We start from the raw sequence: 15,442 nt of genomic DNA on the forward strand, positions 1-15,442 counted from the left end.
ATGGCGCTGTTTTACTGGACGCTACGCGCATTGCTGAGCCACTGGCGGCGCCATCCGGTGCAATTTTTCAGCGTGCTCACCGGCTTGTGGCTGGCCACCGCGCTACTGACCGGCGTGCAGGCCCTCAACAGCCAGGCGCGGGACAGCTACGCACGCGCCAGCCAATTGATCGGTGGCGAACCCCAAGCCAGCCTGGTTGCGCCGGACGCCGCCAGTTTCCCCCAGGCACTGTTTGCCGAGCTGCGCCGCGCCGGCTGGCCGGTATCCCCGGTGGTGCAGGGGCGGGTGGTGCTCCAGGGGCGTGACCAACAGCGTCTGCAACTGATGGGCATCGACCCTGTGTCGTTGCCCGGCAGCGGCAGCGTGGCGGGGCAACGCTTGAGCCAGGCGCAAATGCTGGCGTTCTTCGAGCCGCCGGGGCGTACCTGGGTCGCTGCGCAAACTTTGCAGGCGCTGGGGTTGCATGAGGGCGAGCAGCCGCTGACTTCTACTGGGCAACGCCTGCCACCGTTCCAGGTGCAAGCGGATATGGCGCCCGGCCTGCTGCTGACGGATATCGGTTTTGCCCAACCCTTGCTCAACATGCCCGGGCGCCTGTCGCGCTTACTGTTGGACAACACCTTCGCCGCCCGCCACCCCGCGCCACCCGCCGCGTTGCAACTCAAGCAGGGCGAGGACAACAACCTGTCACGCCTCACCGAGAGCTTTCACCTGAACCTGGATGCGGTGGGTTTTTTATCCTTTGTGGTGGGGTTGTTTATCGTGCATGCGGCCATCGGCCTGGCCCTGGAACAGCGCCGTGGCCTGCTGCGAACCTTGCGCGCTTGTGGAGTCAGCGCACGCATGCTGATCCTGAGCCTGGGCGTCGAATTGGGCGCTTTGGCGGTGTTGAGCGGTGTGCTCGGTATCGCCAGCGGCTACCTGCTGGCCAGCCTGTTGCTGCCGGATGTCGCCGCCAGTTTGCGTGGCCTGTACGGCGCCGAAGTCGCTGGCCAATTGAACTTGAGCCCCTGGTGGTGGCTGGCCGGCCTGGGCGTGAGCCTGCTCGGCGCGTTGCTCGCCGGAGCCAGCAGCCTGTGGCGCGCAGCGCGTTTGCCGTTACTCGCGCTGGCCAACGCCCAAGCCTGGCATCAAGCCCATGGGCGCTGGCTGCGGCGCCAGGGCTGGGTGGCATCCGCCGCCTTGCTGATCGCGTTGCTGGCACTGTGGCTGGGCGATAGCCTGGCCGCCGGGTTTGTGCTGATGGCGGCCTTGCTGTTGGGCGCGGCGTTGGCGTTGCCGGTGCTGCTCAACGGGTTATTGAAAGCGGTGCTGGGGCGCAGCCGCTCGGTGCTGGGCCAGTGGTTCCTGGCCGATTGCCGCCAACAACTGCCGGCCTTGAGCCTGGCGCTGATGGCGTTGCTGTTGGCCCTGGCGGCGAATATCGGCGCCGGCTCCATGACCTCGGGCTTTCGCCAGACCTTCACCCATTGGCTGGAGCAGCGTCTCACCGCCGAGCTGTACCTCAACCCGCAAAATCCGCAGCAGGCCGAGCAACTGACGACGTGGTTGACCCGTCAGCCCCTGGTGCAGGCCGTATTGCCCGCCTGGCAGGTGGCGGTGCAACTGCAAGGCTGGCCCGCGGAGGTGTTCGGCGTGGTCGACAACCCCACTTATCGTCAACACTGGCCGCTGCTGGAGGCGGTGGACGCGCCCTGGGACCGCTTGCTGCAAGACGACAGCCTGATGCTCAGCGAACAACTGGCGCGACGCCTGAAGGTGCAACTGGGCGACACGGTGTCCATCCCCACTCCGCAGGGCACCTGGGCGCCGAAGATCGTCGGCATCTATGCCGACTACGGCAACCCCAAGGGCCATCTGCTGGTCAATGTCCAGCACCTGTTGGCGCATTGGCCGACGCTCTCACCGGCGCGCTTCAACCTGCGGGTGGCGCCCGCCGACGTGCCGCCGCTGATCCGTGAGGTGCAGCGTGAGTTCGCCCTGGAAGACAGCCGCATCGTCGATCAACAGCAACTCAAAGGGTGGTCCAGCCAAGTCTTCGAACGCACCTTCGCCGCCACCGCGGCGTTGAACAGCCTGACCCTTGGCGTCGCCGGCGTGGCATTGTTCATCAGCTTGCTGACCCAGAGCCAAAGCCGCCTCGGCCAACTCGCGCCGTTGTGGGCGCTGGGCGTGACGCGCCGACAATTGATGCTGCTCAACCTCGGCCAGACCTGGCTGCTGGCGGTACTCACATTGATCCTGGCGTTGCCGCTGGGGCTGTTGCTGGCGTGGTGCCTGGATGCGGTGATCAACGTGCAGGCCTTCGGCTGGCGCCTGCCGTTGCAAGTATTCCCCGGGCAGCTTGCGCAATTGCTGGGGCTGGCGATGCTTGCCACCTTGCTCGCGTCGGCCTGGCCCCTCTGGCAGCTGTACCGCAGCCGCCCGGCGGATTTGTTGAGGACGTTCGCCCATGAAGATTAAGGCATTGGCGTGCATCGCCTGGTTACTGCTGAGCGGCTGCGACCAGGCGCCCGCACCCGAGGACAGTTTCGCCGGGCTGGGCAGCGATGCGGCGGACTTTGCCCAGGTGGTGCCCGGCAAAGTCTTCAGTTTCCCCGAGGACCACGGGCCCCATGACGGCTTTCGTATCGAATGGTGGTACGTCACGGCCAACCTCAAGGATGCCCAGGGCAATGTCTTCGGCGTGCAATGGACGCTGTTTCGCAACGCATTGAAGGCCGGTCCCGTCCAACCGGGCTGGCGCGATTCAACCGTGTGGCTCGGCCACGCCGCCGTCACCTCCGCCACCCGCCACTACGCCGCCGAACGCCTGGCCCGGGGTGGCGTGGGGCAAGCCGGGGCCCAGGCAGAGCCGTTCAACGCCTGGATCGACGACTGGAACTTCGCCAGCCGCCCCGGCGCCGCCAGCCCCCTGGCTGACATGCAACTCAAGGCCAGTGGCGCGCAATTTGCCTACGACCTGCACCTGACTTCCAGCCGCCCGCTGGTGCTGCAAGGCGACCATGGCTACAGCCGCAAATCCGACCAGGGCCAGGCGTCGTACTACTACAGCCAGCCGTTTTTCACTGCCAACGGCAGCGTCAGCCTCGACGGCCATACCTACCAGGTCAGCGGCCCAGCCTGGCTCGACCGCGAGTGGAGCAGCCAACCCCTGGCCGCCAGCCAGACCGGCTGGGACTGGTTCTCCCTGCACCTGGACCGCGGCGCGCAACTGATGCTGTTTCGCGTGCGGCAGAAAGACAGCGACGGTTACCTCACCGGCACCTGGATCGACGCCCAGGGCCACACCCAGACCTTGCACAACAGCGACATCCAACTCACACCGCTGACCACCACGGCCATCGACGGGCGCAACATTCCCACACGCTGGTCGCTGAAAATTCCCGGCAAACAGCTGGACATCACCACCGAAGCCGTCAACCCGAAGGCGTGGATGGACCTGGGTATTCCGTACTGGGAAGGGCCGGTGCGGTTTGAGGGTGGGGTGGGGTATTTGGAGATGACGGGCTACTAGGAGGCTACAGCTGAGTTAATTTTTCCCTACGACTCGACGGGTAATACTCCCACAGATTTTTTAAAAAATACTGTACATGCATACAGTCTTGTCCTACAGTCCATCCCAGGTGACCGGATGTCACCGGTTACCTGAGCTTCAATTTTTTAACTATGGATGGATAAAAAATGAAATCGAAAAAAGCCTTCATTCTGGGCGCGGCCATGGCGGCCTCTTGCTTCGTTTCGGCCTTTGCCCTGGCCGAGCAAACCCCGGCAAAACTCAGCGCGCAGGCGGTCAAGCAGGCCGTGGACAAAGCGTTGAAACCTGGCGGTACGCTGGAAAAGGCCAGCGTCTCGGGCGAGCTCAAGCAAAAGCTCAATGCGGCCAAGACCGGGCAGTCCAACGTCGTCAAAAAAAGCAAGGCAGCCGTCGGTAATGTGGCGATCGACTCCCCGGTTGGCCAGCTGGAAAAACCTGACTCGGCGCACATGAAACAGGCCGCGGTTGCAGCCTTCACGCCGTTGTTTCCCACCTTGGATATCAACACGCTTTACACTCTCACCGGTGTGGAGACCGGCGCGCAAATCGCTTACCACTTCAACCTGCCGAAAAACGCGCGAATCCAGGTGCAGCTGCTGAACCAGAGTGCCGGCACGGATATGTCGTTGACGCTGTTCCATGACGACGGCCAAGGCAACCTGACGCCGTTGGGCACCTCGGATAACCCCGGCAGTGCCGATGAATACCTCAACGGCGTGTTGCCGGCTGGTGACTACTACTGGTTCATGGTGGCCAATGCCGCGAGCAACTCGCAGTTCAGTTTCGGTGTGGCAGTGGACAGCAATATTGATGCCTACGAGCCCAACGACACTGAGCAAACCGCGTTCGCGCTGCCGGATGCCTTGAACCAGGTGACCGGTAACCTCGACAGCGTCAATGACGTGGATTACTTCTCCTTCGTCTCGTTGCGTGGCCAAGGTGTGGGCATGTTCCTGGGCGATGACGGTGCGGGCACGCGTAACCAGTGGATCTTCGAACGGTTCGATGGCACCCAGTGGGTGGAAGTCCCGCAGGGCTCTACTTCTACCTATCCCAACCTGACGCCGGGCTACACGGTCAAGGTGCGCGTGCGGGCCAACCCGGCGGTGGCATTGAACCCTCAGGCTCAATACAAGCTGACCCTCGGCTCGGCGCCACGCCTGAACCAGCACAATGTGAACGGCGATAACGTGGTGCGGATTCCCAGCTCGATCTTCCAACTGGCCACCCAGGCGGCTCGCAATCTGAGCTGGAGCACCCAGTGGTCAGACAGCACTGGCGAGCCCCTGCGCGGCGTCACTCCTGTACTGCGGGTCGACAAGCATTTTGGCGCCACTTACAACTGGGTCGACTATGAGGCCAAGACTGGCATCACCGGCGCGGCCTCGGGGAATGTCGCGCTGGGCACCTGCTCTGGGGACTACAAAGTGCGCTACCCGGACAGCGCCTCGGGCCAGACCTACAACTGGGAAACCTGGTTCAACGAGGGCGGCTGGCGCATCGAGCTCAGGGAGTTCCCTGGTGTGGGCGTGGGTGGCAATACCGTCCAATACGTCAGCCTCGGCCACATCTGCAGCCAGACTATCGTGCGCTGATTGATTTATGTGTGTGAAGCGGGGGGCAGTCCAGTTGGACTGCCCCTTTTTTTTACCGCGGGTTCCCAATGCAAAGTGCCAAATAGATAGTCCATCAACGGCAGCACGATATTGAAGTTACGGCCCTGCATCAGCTCACGACGGTGATGCAGGGCATGCAGGCGGTGCATCTGGCGAATCCATGGCAGGCGTGCCACCGGGTGTTCGGCAGGCAGGTGTTCGCAGGCATGGAACACTTCGTAGAGCAGGTAGCCAAGGATCATGCAGCCTGCAAACAACCCGGCAACGTTGGAGCTCAGTTGGCTGAGCAGCCACCAGGCGGGAAGGGTGATGGCCAGGCTGTGCAGCATGATCAGCCAGGCTGGAAACAGGATGACGCGCCAGTCCCGAGGGCTGTCGTAGGTCATGTGGCCGGGGGTGAAGAAGCTGTGATGATCGCCGGTGTGGCGTGCGTAGAACAGCCGGGCGAATGCATGTTTGTGATGGCCCAGGTGGCGGTGCACGAGGTAGATGCACAGGTTGAAGAACAGCAGGGTCAGGGGCACGGTCAGCCACTGCAGGGCGGTGATATCGGCGGTGGAGGACCAGGCCAGCGTGATGCAGGCGATGCCGTAGCCAAGCACGAATGCGGCGTGCAGCCAGGGGTTGTAACGCGGGTTGACGCTTGCGCGGTAACGGTCGCGGAAAGTCTCGGTCGGGTGGGGCATGGCCGGCTGCTCGCTGTGTTTTTATTTGAGGCTGAGCTTAGTTGGCGTAAGCGGATGTGCGAGTTTTTACTGACCACCGCATCCCCCTGTGGGAGCTGGCTTGCCTGCGATGGCGGTGTATCAGGGCCAGATAAGTAGACTGACACTGCGCCATCGCAGGCAAGCCAGCTCCCACATTTTTGCCCGAGGCCGACCAGTGGAGACTTGCACAGGTCTGAATTAATTGTTAGCTTCTGGCAAAATGTTAACGATAACATTTGCTCTAAAAATAAAAACAAAACAGAGATCCACGCCATGAAAATGCTCCCAAAAACCCTGTGTTTACTGGCTGCCAGCATCACCCTAGGCAGCGCGACCCCCGCGTTTGCCGACGCCGCCAAGCCCATCCGCATCGGCGCCTCGTTCCAGGAAATCAACAACCCCTATTTCGTCACCATGAAAAACGCCCTGGAAGAAGCCGGCGCGACCATCGGTGCCAAGTTGATCATCACTGACGCCCGCCACGACGTGTCCAAGCAGGTCAGTGATGTCGAAGACATGCTGCAAAAGGGCATCGACATCCTGTTGATCAACCCCACTGACTCCGTCGGCGTGCAATCGGCCGTCAAGTCGGCCCATGCTGCCGGCGTCGTAGTGGTGGCGGTGGATGCCCAGGCAGATGGCCCGTTGGATTCGTTCGTGGGCTCGAAGAACTTCGACGCTGGTTTCCAGGCCTGTGAGTACCTGGCTAAAACCATCGGTGACAAAGGCAATATCGCTATCCTTGACGGCATCGCCGTGGTGCCGATCCTCGAACGTGTGCGCGGCTGCAAAGAGGCGGTGGCCAAGCACCCGGACATCAAGATTGTCAGCATCCAGAACGGCAAACAGGAACGCGATCAGGCCCTGACCGTCACCGAAAACATGTTGCAGGCCCAGCCTACCCTCAAGGGCATTTTCAGCGTGAATGACAATGGCTCCCTCGGCGCGCTGTCGGCCATCGAAGCCAGCGGTATGGACGTGAAGCTGGTCAGCGTCGACGGTGCGCCGGAAGCGATCAAGGCGATCCAGAAACCCGGCAGCCATTTCATCGCCACCTCGGCCCAATACCCCCGCGACCAGATCCGCCTCGCCCTGGGCATTGCCCTGGCCAAGAAGTGGGGCGCCCAAGTACCGGCCAGCGTGCCGGTGGACATCACCCTGATCGACCAGGCCAAGGCCAAGGACTTCAGCTGGTAAACCCCCCAGGCCCCGCGTAGTTCGTGGGGCCCAGGTCTTCCTTCTGAGTGCGAGGTCGGCGGTATGAGCAGTCTTCTGAAGCTGGAAAACATCTGTAAGCGTTACCCGGGGGTGCAGGCCCTCAAGGCCATCAACCTGCAAGTGGAGCGCGGCGAAATCCACGCCTTGCTCGGGGAAAATGGCGCGGGCAAATCCACCCTGATGAAGATTCTGGGCGGGGTCGAGCACCAGGACGAAGGGCAGATCCTTATCGATGGGCAGGCCCGACAATTTGCGACCTATCGGGATGCGATTGCCGCCGGGATTGGCATTGTGTTCCAGGAATTCAGCCTGATTCCCTACCTCACGGCGGTAGAAAATATCTTCCTTGGCCATGAGCTGAGCAACCGCTTCGGCCTGTTGCGCAAACGCGAAATGGCCGAGGCCGCGCAGGCGTTGTTCCAGCGCCTCGGGGTCAGCATTGACCTGCACTGCGCGGTCAAGCACCTGAGCGTGGCCGAGCAGCAGTTTGTCGAAATCGCCAAGGCCCTGGCCCTGGATGCACGCCTGCTGGTGCTCGATGAGCCGACCGCGACACTGACTCCCAGTGAGGCCGAGTTGCTGTTCGAGATCATGCGCGAACTCAAGCGCCAAGGCGTGGCGGTGATTTTTATCTCGCACCATCTGGAAGAGATTTTCCAGGTCTGCGACCGCATCAGCGTCCTGCGCGACGGCAGCAATGCAGGCGTTACCGAAGTGGCCGACAGCGATATCGATCACTTGGTCGAGATGATGGTCGGCCGCCGACTGGAATGCAGTTTCCCGCCCAAACCCAGCAGCGAACGCGGCCCCTTGCTGCTGGAGGTCAAGGATATCCAGCTGGTGCGCAACGGCCCCCACAACCGTTTCAATTTGCACAAAGGCGAGATCCTGGGCTTCGCCGGCCTGGTGGGCTCGGGCCGCACCGAGCTGGCCCTGGGCATGATGGGCGCGCTGCCCACGATGAGCAAAGACGTGTGGCTGCGCGGGGAAAAAGTCAGCCTCGATGACCCGGCTCAAGCCCTGGCCCACGGCATCGGCCTGCTCCCCGAAAGCCGCAAGAGCGAAGGGCTGATCACCGCCTTCAGCATTCGCGAAAATATCTCCCTGAACAATTTGCCCAAGTATCAGCACGCCTCGGGCCTGATCGACAAGGCCCGCGAGTGCGCCAGCGTCGAAGCGCTGATGCGCCAGCTGTCGATCAAGGCGCCCAGTGGCGAAAGCCTTGTGGTGAACCTTAGCGGCGGCAACCAGCAAAAAGTCGTGATCGCCCGCTGGATCAACCACCACTGCGACGTGCTGGTGTTCGACGAACCCACACGCGGCATCGACGTGGGGGCCAAGGCGCAGATCTACGCGTTGATGCGCAGCCTCACCGAACAGGGCTACGCGATCATCATGATTTCCTCCGAGCTGCCCGAAGTCATCGGCATGTGCGACCGCGTCGCCGTGTTCCACAAGGGCGCCATCGTCAAAGTACTGGAAGCGTCCGCCGTCAATCCTCAAGAGGTCATGCGCCATGCAACAGGGGGCTCAAGTGAATACGTCCATTAACACCGCCGGCACCGGCCGGTTGCGCCTGAACCTGGCGCGGCTGCTGCGTTCGCCGGCGTTTTATCCCTTTGTCGGGCTGGTGGTGGTGACCCTGGTGATGATCCTCGCCAGCGACACCTTCCTCACCGCCAGCAACCTCTCCAACATCGCCCGCCAGGTGTCGATCAACGCCATCATCGCGGTGGGCATGACCTGCGTGATTCTCACCGGCGGTATCGACTTGTCGGTGGGGCCGGTGATGGCGTTGTCCGGCACCTTGACCGCCGGGCTGATGGTCGCCGGGTTGCCGCCGGGCCTGGCGATTGGCGTCGGGCTACTAGTGGGCGTGGCCTTCGGCATCGGCAACGGGCTGTTCGTGGCGTACCTGCATATGCCGCCGATCATCGTCACCCTGGCGACCATGGGCATCGCCCGTGGGTTCGGGCTGATGTACACCGACGGCTATCCGATTTCCGGCTTGCCAGAGTGGTTCGCATTCTTCGGTCGCGCCAGTGTGTTTGGCCTGCAGGTGCCGATCCTGATCATGCTGATCACCTACCTGGCGGCCTATGTGCTGCTGCAACACACCCGCATCGGCCGCTACATCTACGCCATCGGCGGCAATGAAGAAGCGGTGCGCTTGTCCGGGGTGCGAGCGGCGCGTTTCAAGCTGCTGGTGTATGGCATCAGCGGCTTCACCGCCGCGATTGCCGGGCTGGTGCTCACCTCGCGCTTGATGAGCGGCCAGCCGAATGCCGGCGTGTCGTTCGAGCTGGATGCGATTGCCGCCGTGGTACTGGGTGGTGCGTCGATTGCCGGCGGCCGCGGAGTGATCATCGGCACCTTGCTCGGCGCCATGCTGCTGGGCGTGTTGAACAACGGTTTGAACATGCTTGGCGTGTCGCCCTACGTCCAGAGCGTGATCAAGGGCGGGATCATCTTGCTGGCGATTTTCATCAGCCGTCAGCGCCATCGTTAATACTTCACTACACAGGACCGAACACATGGACAAGCACACTCACATGCAAGCCGTCGTCTGCCACGGCCCGAAAGACTACCGCCTGGAGCGCATCGGCAAACCCCAGGCGCGTACCAATGAGCTGGTGATCCGTATCGCCGCCTGCGGCATCTGCGCCAGTGACTGCAAGTGCCACTCGGGCGCGGCGATGTTCTGGGGCGGCGACAACCCCTGGGTCAAGGCGCCGGTAGTACCGGGCCACGAATTTTTCGGCTACGTGGTCGAAGCCGGCGAGGGCGCCGAGGAGCACTTTGAGGTCAAGGTCGGTGACAAGGTCATCGCTGAACAGATCGTGCCGTGTGGCAAGTGCCGCTTCTGCAAATCGGGCAAATACTGGATGTGCGAAGTGCACAACATCTTCGGCTTCCAGCGCGAAGTGGCCGAAGGCGGCATGGCCCAGTACATGCGCATTCCCAAGACCGCCATCGTGCACAAGATCCCCGAATCGGTGTCCCTTGAAGACTCGGCGCTGGTGGAGCCGATGGCCTGCTCGATCCATACCGTCAACCGTGGCGATATCCAGCTCGACGACGTGGTGGTGATTGCCGGCGCGGGTACCCTTGGCCTGTGCATGGTCCAGGTCGCCGCGCTGAAGACCCCGAAAAAACTGGTGGTGATCGACATGGTCGACGAGCGCCTGGAACTGGCGAAAAAGTTCGGCGCCGATGTGGTGATCAACCCCGCCCGTGACAACGCTCGCGAGATCATCAACGGGCTGACGGACAACTACGGCTGTGACGTCTATATCGAAACCACCGGCGTACCGGCCGGCGTCACCCAGGGCCTGGACCTGATCCGCAAGCTCGGGCGCTTTGTCGAGTTCAGCGTGTTTGGCGCCGAGACCAGTGTGGACTGGTCGATCATTGGCGACCGCAAGGAGCTCGACGTGCGCGGCGCGCACCTGGGCCCGTATTGCTACCCGATCGCCATCGACCTGTTCGAGCGTGGCCTGGTCACCTCCCAAGGCATCGTCACCCATGATTTCCCGCTGGACGACTGGGCCGAGGCGTTTGAACTGGCCAATTCGACCAAGTCGATCAAGGTGCTGTTGAAGCCGGTGCTCTGAGATGGACTACGTCATCGGTGTAGACATTGGCACCCAGAGCACCAAGGCGCTGCTGGTGGATGCCCAAGGCACGATCATCGCCCAGCATAGCCACGGCTACCGGGTGGACACCCCGAAAGTGCGCTGGGCCGAGCAGTGGCCGCAGGTGTGGCTGGATGCTGTCGAAACTTGCGTGGACCAGTGCATGGCCAAGGCCGGGGTGCCGGCGCCGCTGGTCAAGGCGCTGTGCATCAGCAGTTTGTACGGTGGTTCTGGCATTGCCGTGGATGCGCAGATGACGCCGCTGCACCCGTGCCTGATCTGGATGGACCGCCGCGCCGGCGAGCAGGTGGCCTGGGTGCGTGAACAGGTGGACCTGGAGCGCTTGTTCGCCATCACCGGCAACTCGGTGGACAGCTACTACGGCTTCACCAAGATGCTCTGGCTCAAGCAGCACCAGCCTCAGGTGTGGGCGAATACCCGTTACCTGTTGCCGCCCAACAGCTACATCAATTGGTGCCTGACCGGCGAGTTGGCGGTGGACCACAGCAGCGCCGGGAATATCGGCGGTGTCTACGACGTGGCGGCGCGCAACTGGTCAGGCGAGATGCTGGAGGCGTTGGGTATCGCGCAGTCGATGATGCCCGAGCGGTTGCTGTATTCCGGCGAGGTGGTGGGTGGTTTGCTTGCAGACTGGGCCGCACGCCTGGGCTTGCAGGCGGGCACGCCGATCCTCGCTGGGGGCGTGGACGCGGCCATGGCGACCCTGGCGGCGGGTGTCACTCAGCCAGGCAATCATGTGGCGATGATCGGCACCAGCATGTGCTGGGGCTACCTGAACCAGCAGGTGGATGCGCGCCACGGTTTGGTGAGCATGCCCCATGTCTACAACGGCCACCGCGACCTGTACATCTTCGGCGGTGCGATCACCGCCGGGGCCTCGGTCAGCTGGTTTCGCGAGCAGTTCTGCCAGGCCGAAGAACAGCAGGCCCAGGCCACGGGGCAAGACAGCCTGGCGCTGCTGGAGCAGAGCGCGATGAAGATTCCGGCAGGCAGCGAAGGCGTGGTGTTTTTGCCTTACTTGATGGGCGAGCGCAGCCCGGTGTGGGATGACCGCGCCAGCGGCAGTTTTGTCGGGCTCAACCTCTACCACAGTCGCTTTCACCTGTACCGCGCGGTGCTGGAGGGCGTGAGTTTTGCCCTGCGCCACAATATCGAAGCGGGCAGCCAGGGCGCGCATTCCCTGGACCCGCGCTTGATTGTGGTGGGCGGGGCGAGCCATTCGGACCTGTGGATGCAGATCATCGCCGACGTCACACGCTATCCGGTGTACACCATCGTGCAAGAGGTAGAAGCGGCCCTGGGCGCGGCGTTGTTGGCGGCGCATACGGTGGGGCTGGTGAGTGATGGGCAGATGGACACGGGTTGGGTGCAGTTGCAACTGCGGGCGCAGCCCAAGCGGGAGAATGTCATGACCTATGACCGGGCGTTTGCCGAGTACCTGAAGCTGTATCCGGCCCTGAAACCGGTCATGCACAACCTGCAAACCCCCTGATTCAACACTGTCCAAAATGTGGGAGCTGGCTTGCCTGCGATAGCGGTGTATCAGCACCCGATAAGGAGACTGACACTGCGCTATCGCAGGCAAGCCAGCTCCCACAGTGGGTCTTCATTGGTTTTGAGATCTTTATTTATGACTACCACCTTCGACTTCTCGCACCAGCGCATCCTCGTCACTGGTGCCAGCAGCGGCATCGGTCGCGAAATTGCCCAGCAACTGATCGCCAGCGGCGCTGAAGTCTTCGCTCTCGGTCGCGATGCCCAGGCGTTGGCTGCATTGGGGTGCCACACCCTGTGCGTAGATATCGCTGACAGCGTCGCCCTCGACAAAACCCTGCAAGATTTGCCGCCTCTGCACGGTCTGGTCAACTGCGCCGGTATCTCACGCCTGGAGCCTGCCGCGGCCATCAGCGCCAGCGCCTTCGACCAGGTGATGAGCGTCAACGCCCGCGCCGCTGCGCAAGTGGCCAGCCGGGTCGCGGCAAAGATGATCGAAGCGAACATGGCCGGCAGCATCGTCAACGTCTCCAGTCAGGCGTCGTTGGTGGCGCTGGACGATCACCTGAGCTACTGCGCCTCCAAGGCTGCACTGGATGCGATCACCCGCGTGCAATGCGCCGAGTGGGGCCGTTTTCGCATACGCGTCAACAGCGTCAACCCCACCGTGACCTTGACGCCGATGGCGGCCATGGCCTGGTCCGACCCGGCCAAGCGCGACCCGGCGCTGGCAGCGATTCCTTTGGGGCGTTTTGCGCAACCGGCGGAAGTGGCGCTACCGGTGCTGTTTTTGCTTAGCGACGCGGCGAGCATGATCAGTGGCGTCAGCCTGCCGGTGGACGGCGGCTACACCAGCCGCTAGCCGTTTTCCAACTGCCCGGCGATGACCACTTTGTCCCGTGGCTTGTGCGGGTCTTGCAGGCGGTCAAGTAGCAGGCGCACGGCACTGCTGCCGGCCAGGGATGCATCATGGGCTACGCAAGCGATGGGCACGCCGAAGATATCGGCGAAGGGCAGGCGGTCGATGCCACAGATGGTCAGGCTGTCATGGGCGATGTTGTGCATGCGCAAGGCGCGCAGGGCGCCCAGGGTGATCAACTGGTTGAAGCCCATGATCGCATCCGGCGCCGAGTGTGCGGCCAGGTAGTCGAGAGTATGTAAATAAGCCGGCATCAGCGTGTAGTCGCCCGCCTGCACCTCGACCTGGATGTCGGGATGTTCGGCCAGCACTTCCCGCAGGCCCTTGAGGCGCTCCACGCTGATGCGCGAGTGCTCGGGGCCGGTCAGCACCAGCAGGCGCTTGAGGTTCGGGGTTTGGCGTAACAGGTAGTGCGCGGCTTGCAGGCCGCTGTGGTAGTTGTCGAGCACAACACGGCTGAACGGGCTGTCGTGGATCGTGCGATCGAGCAGTACCACCGGGGTCTTGCCGTTGCCCAGGCGCTCCAGGTAGTCGGGCTGGTAGCTTGGCTCGTCGGAAACCGGCGACAGGATGATCCCCGCCACGCGGTAGCCCAGGAGGGTATCGACTGCCTTGCTTTCGAGTTCTTCAAGTTCATCGGTGTCCACCAGCATGATGGTGTAGCCGTGCTTTTTCGCCTCGCGGGAAATGGCCTTGATCATCTCGCTGTAGAACGGGTTGTCTACCGATGCGGTGATGACCCCGAGGATCAGGCTTTCACTGCGCTTGAGCCCACGGGCGAAGGCGTTGGGCACGTAGTCGAGCTCGCGAGCCACTTCAAGAATGCGCGCCAGGGTGGCGGGTTTGACCAGGTCGGGTTTGCTCAGGGCCCGGGACACCGTAATGGTGGTCATGCCGACCCGTTTGGCAATGTCGCTGATGGTGACGGACTTTTTCTTGTTCATCGGTAAGGCTGCGAGAGGAAACACCAGCAGGCTAGCATGTGCGCAGATGTAGAGTGATTCAAATCAGCGGATCCCAGCGTTGCGACCAGTCGCCTTCGGCCTTCACCACCGCGCGTAGCAGTTCCAGGGCTTGCTGCAACACCGCCGAATCCCGCGCCCGCGAGTACACCAGGTAGGTCGGAAAGCTGAATTCCGGCGCCTTGGGCACGCGCTGCATCACGCCGCTGTCCAGGTAGCTTTGCACCACCCGTGTGCGGAAGTAGCCGGCACCGCCGTTTTCCAGAATGTACTGCAACGCCAGCGGCCCCAGGTTGAAACTCAGCGCGGCACGCGCACGGTCGGGCAGGGCGGCGTCGTGTTGCTGGCGAAAACCCTGGCCCCAGTCGATATACACGTAGGGCGAGGGTTTGCTCGCCAGTTGCACCAGAATCAGTTTTTCTTCCAGCACCTGCTCCACCTGCAAGCCCGGCCAGTATTGCGGCTGGAACACCAAGGCGGCGTCGAGCACACCCAACTCCAGTTGGCGCAGCAGGTACTCGCCTTCACGCACCTCGGTGCGCAGCGCGTGCCCCGGAATGTGCTCGCGCAGCGCCTTGGCCCAGCCGAGCATCAATGGGTTGCACAGGCTGACCTCTCCGCCGATATGCAGCACATTGCGATAGCCATCGGGCAACGGCAGGTCGCGTCGCGCCGCTTCCCAGGTCTGCAGCAACTGGTTGGCGTACACCACGAAGGCCTCGCCGTCGGCGGTCAGCCGCGCACCGGCACGGTTGCGTACAAACAGCGTGCAGCCGAGCTGGTTCTCAAGGTTTTTGACACGAGCGGTGATAGCGGTCTGGGTGACGTGCAGTTTCTCGGCCGCTGCGGCCAGGCTGCCGCAGCGGGTGATTTCGAGGAAGGTGCGTGCCAGTTCGATGTCCATGAAGCCCCCGGGGATGAATAGGGGCATTGTAGAGCGATGCAGGATTGGAATGCGATCCATGTGGGAGCTGGCTTGCCTGCGAAATCGCTGGTTCAGTTAGCCCATTGGCCTCTGACACACCGCTATCGCAGCATAGGTATCTACATAACTTTGGTACGACGCTGTATCTGTGGCGAGGGAGCTTGCTCCCGTGGCGGCCTGACAGCGACGCTTATCCACCTGACGCGCCGCAGTCCTATGTGGGAGCTGGCTTGCCTGCGAAGACGGCCTGACAGTCAACTGGGATGTTGGATCAGAGCGCGTACATATCCGTTATTTAGGTAACGGCCACTTAGGGTTCCGCCCTGACGGCGGCTCACTTTGCAAAAGCGGCAAAGTAAGCATGGGCCTGTCCCCCGGCAGCGTACGCCATGAAGCTGGTTATCCAG

Annotated in this window: 12 protein-coding genes; 9 read left to right on the forward strand and 3 right to left on the reverse strand. The window is 62.5% G+C overall.

Features of this window, described 5'->3' with window-relative positions; all coding sequences use genetic code 11:
• From AC4PS6_RS03495 to AC4PS6_RS03505, 3 genes are all read left to right on the forward strand, one after another.
• Positions 1–2,463, forward strand: coding sequence for an ABC transporter permease (locus AC4PS6_RS03495; protein WP_336827443.1), 2,463 nt, complete (start codon positions 1–3; stop codon positions 2,461–2,463).
• Positions 2,453–3,517, forward strand: a complete 1,065-nt coding sequence (locus AC4PS6_RS03500) for a lipocalin-like domain-containing protein (protein WP_103451903.1) — start codon at positions 2,453–2,455, stop codon at positions 3,515–3,517. The genes AC4PS6_RS03495 and AC4PS6_RS03500 overlap by 11 nt, the downstream gene beginning before the upstream one ends.
• A gap of 167 nt (positions 3,518–3,684) precedes the next feature.
• Positions 3,685–5,133, forward strand: coding sequence for a hypothetical protein (locus AC4PS6_RS03505; protein WP_020301315.1), 1,449 nt, complete (start codon positions 3,685–3,687; stop codon positions 5,131–5,133).
• Between the two features lie 5 nt (positions 5,134–5,138).
• On the opposite strand, the gene AC4PS6_RS03510 is transcribed toward AC4PS6_RS03505, so the two are convergent.
• Positions 5,139–5,840: a sterol desaturase family protein gene (locus AC4PS6_RS03510; RefSeq protein ID WP_336827444.1), complete on the reverse strand. Its 702-nt coding sequence runs from the start codon at positions 5,838–5,840 to the stop codon at positions 5,139–5,141.
• 294 nt (positions 5,841–6,134) lie between these two features.
• Here AC4PS6_RS03510 and AC4PS6_RS03515 point away from each other — a divergent pair, with 294 nt between their 5' ends.
• The 6 genes from AC4PS6_RS03515 to AC4PS6_RS03540 all read left to right on the forward strand — a co-directional run bounded on the left by AC4PS6_RS03515 (position 6,135) and on the right by AC4PS6_RS03540 (position 13,091).
• A complete protein-coding gene (locus AC4PS6_RS03515) occupies positions 6,135–7,058 on the forward strand; it encodes a substrate-binding domain-containing protein (RefSeq protein ID WP_014719049.1) in 924 nt (307 codons plus the stop codon).
• 63 nt (positions 7,059–7,121) lie between these two features.
• Positions 7,122–8,630: a sugar ABC transporter ATP-binding protein gene (locus tag AC4PS6_RS03520; RefSeq protein WP_019821216.1), complete on the forward strand. Its 1,509-nt coding sequence runs from the start codon at positions 7,122–7,124 to the stop codon at positions 8,628–8,630.
• The gene (locus AC4PS6_RS03525; RefSeq protein ID WP_014719047.1) at positions 8,596–9,588 is read left to right on the forward strand and encodes an ABC transporter permease; all 993 of its coding nucleotides are present in this window, start codon (positions 8,596–8,598) and stop codon (positions 9,586–9,588) included. Before AC4PS6_RS03520 ends, AC4PS6_RS03525 begins: the two co-directional genes overlap by 35 nt.
• 25 nt (positions 9,589–9,613) lie before the next feature.
• Positions 9,614–10,693: an erythritol/L-threitol dehydrogenase gene (locus AC4PS6_RS03530; protein ID WP_014719046.1), complete on the forward strand. Its 1,080-nt coding sequence runs from the start codon at positions 9,614–9,616 to the stop codon at positions 10,691–10,693.
• A gap of 1 nt (position 10,694) precedes the next feature.
• On the forward strand, positions 10,695–12,227 hold the full coding sequence (locus tag AC4PS6_RS03535; RefSeq protein WP_336827445.1) for an FGGY-family carbohydrate kinase: 1,533 nt from the start codon (positions 10,695–10,697) through the stop codon (positions 12,225–12,227).
• 138 nt (positions 12,228–12,365) lie between these two features.
• Positions 12,366–13,091: an SDR family oxidoreductase gene (locus tag AC4PS6_RS03540; protein WP_014719044.1), complete on the forward strand. Its 726-nt coding sequence runs from the start codon at positions 12,366–12,368 to the stop codon at positions 13,089–13,091.
• Here AC4PS6_RS03540 and AC4PS6_RS03545 read toward each other — a convergent pair.
• Together AC4PS6_RS03545 and AC4PS6_RS03550 are read right to left on the reverse strand one after the other, a co-directional pair.
• Positions 13,088–14,092, reverse strand: a complete 1,005-nt coding sequence (locus AC4PS6_RS03545) for a LacI family DNA-binding transcriptional regulator (RefSeq protein WP_014719043.1) — start codon at positions 14,090–14,092, stop codon at positions 13,088–13,090. The genes AC4PS6_RS03540 and AC4PS6_RS03545 overlap by 4 nt on opposite strands.
• 58 nt (positions 14,093–14,150) lie before the next feature.
• The gene (locus AC4PS6_RS03550) at positions 14,151–15,014 is read right to left on the reverse strand and encodes a LysR family transcriptional regulator (protein ID WP_014719042.1); all 864 of its coding nucleotides are present in this window, start codon (positions 15,012–15,014) and stop codon (positions 14,151–14,153) included.
• Between the last annotated feature and the right edge of the window lie 428 nt (positions 15,015–15,442).

It is taken from the genome of Pseudomonas sp. DW-iso17 (assembly GCF_058725345.1).

Excerpts from the sequence above, each read along its gene's own strand:
- AC4PS6_RS03495 (WP_336827443.1), top strand. The coding sequence starts at position 1 with ATGGCGCTGTTTTACTGGACGCTACGCGCATTGCTGAGCCACTGGCGG.
- AC4PS6_RS03500 (WP_103451903.1), top strand. The coding sequence starts at position 2,453 with ATGAAGATTAAGGCATTGGCGTGCATCGCCTGGTTACTGCTGAGCGGC.
- AC4PS6_RS03505 (WP_020301315.1), top strand. The coding sequence starts at position 3,685 with ATGAAATCGAAAAAAGCCTTCATTCTGGGCGCGGCCATGGCGGCCTCT.
- AC4PS6_RS03510 (WP_336827444.1), bottom strand. The coding sequence starts at position 5,840 with ATGCCCCACCCGACCGAGACTTTCCGCGACCGTTACCGCGCAAGCGTC.
- AC4PS6_RS03515 (WP_014719049.1), top strand. The coding sequence starts at position 6,135 with ATGAAAATGCTCCCAAAAACCCTGTGTTTACTGGCTGCCAGCATCACC.
- AC4PS6_RS03520 (WP_019821216.1), top strand. The coding sequence starts at position 7,122 with ATGAGCAGTCTTCTGAAGCTGGAAAACATCTGTAAGCGTTACCCGGGG.
- AC4PS6_RS03525 (WP_014719047.1), top strand. The coding sequence starts at position 8,596 with ATGCAACAGGGGGCTCAAGTGAATACGTCCATTAACACCGCCGGCACC.
- AC4PS6_RS03530 (WP_014719046.1), top strand. The coding sequence starts at position 9,614 with ATGGACAAGCACACTCACATGCAAGCCGTCGTCTGCCACGGCCCGAAA.
- AC4PS6_RS03535 (WP_336827445.1), top strand. The coding sequence starts at position 10,695 with ATGGACTACGTCATCGGTGTAGACATTGGCACCCAGAGCACCAAGGCG.
- AC4PS6_RS03540 (WP_014719044.1), top strand. The coding sequence starts at position 12,366 with ATGACTACCACCTTCGACTTCTCGCACCAGCGCATCCTCGTCACTGGT.
- AC4PS6_RS03545 (WP_014719043.1), bottom strand. The coding sequence starts at position 14,092 with ATGAACAAGAAAAAGTCCGTCACCATCAGCGACATTGCCAAACGGGTC.
- AC4PS6_RS03550 (WP_014719042.1), bottom strand. The coding sequence starts at position 15,014 with ATGGACATCGAACTGGCACGCACCTTCCTCGAAATCACCCGCTGCGGC.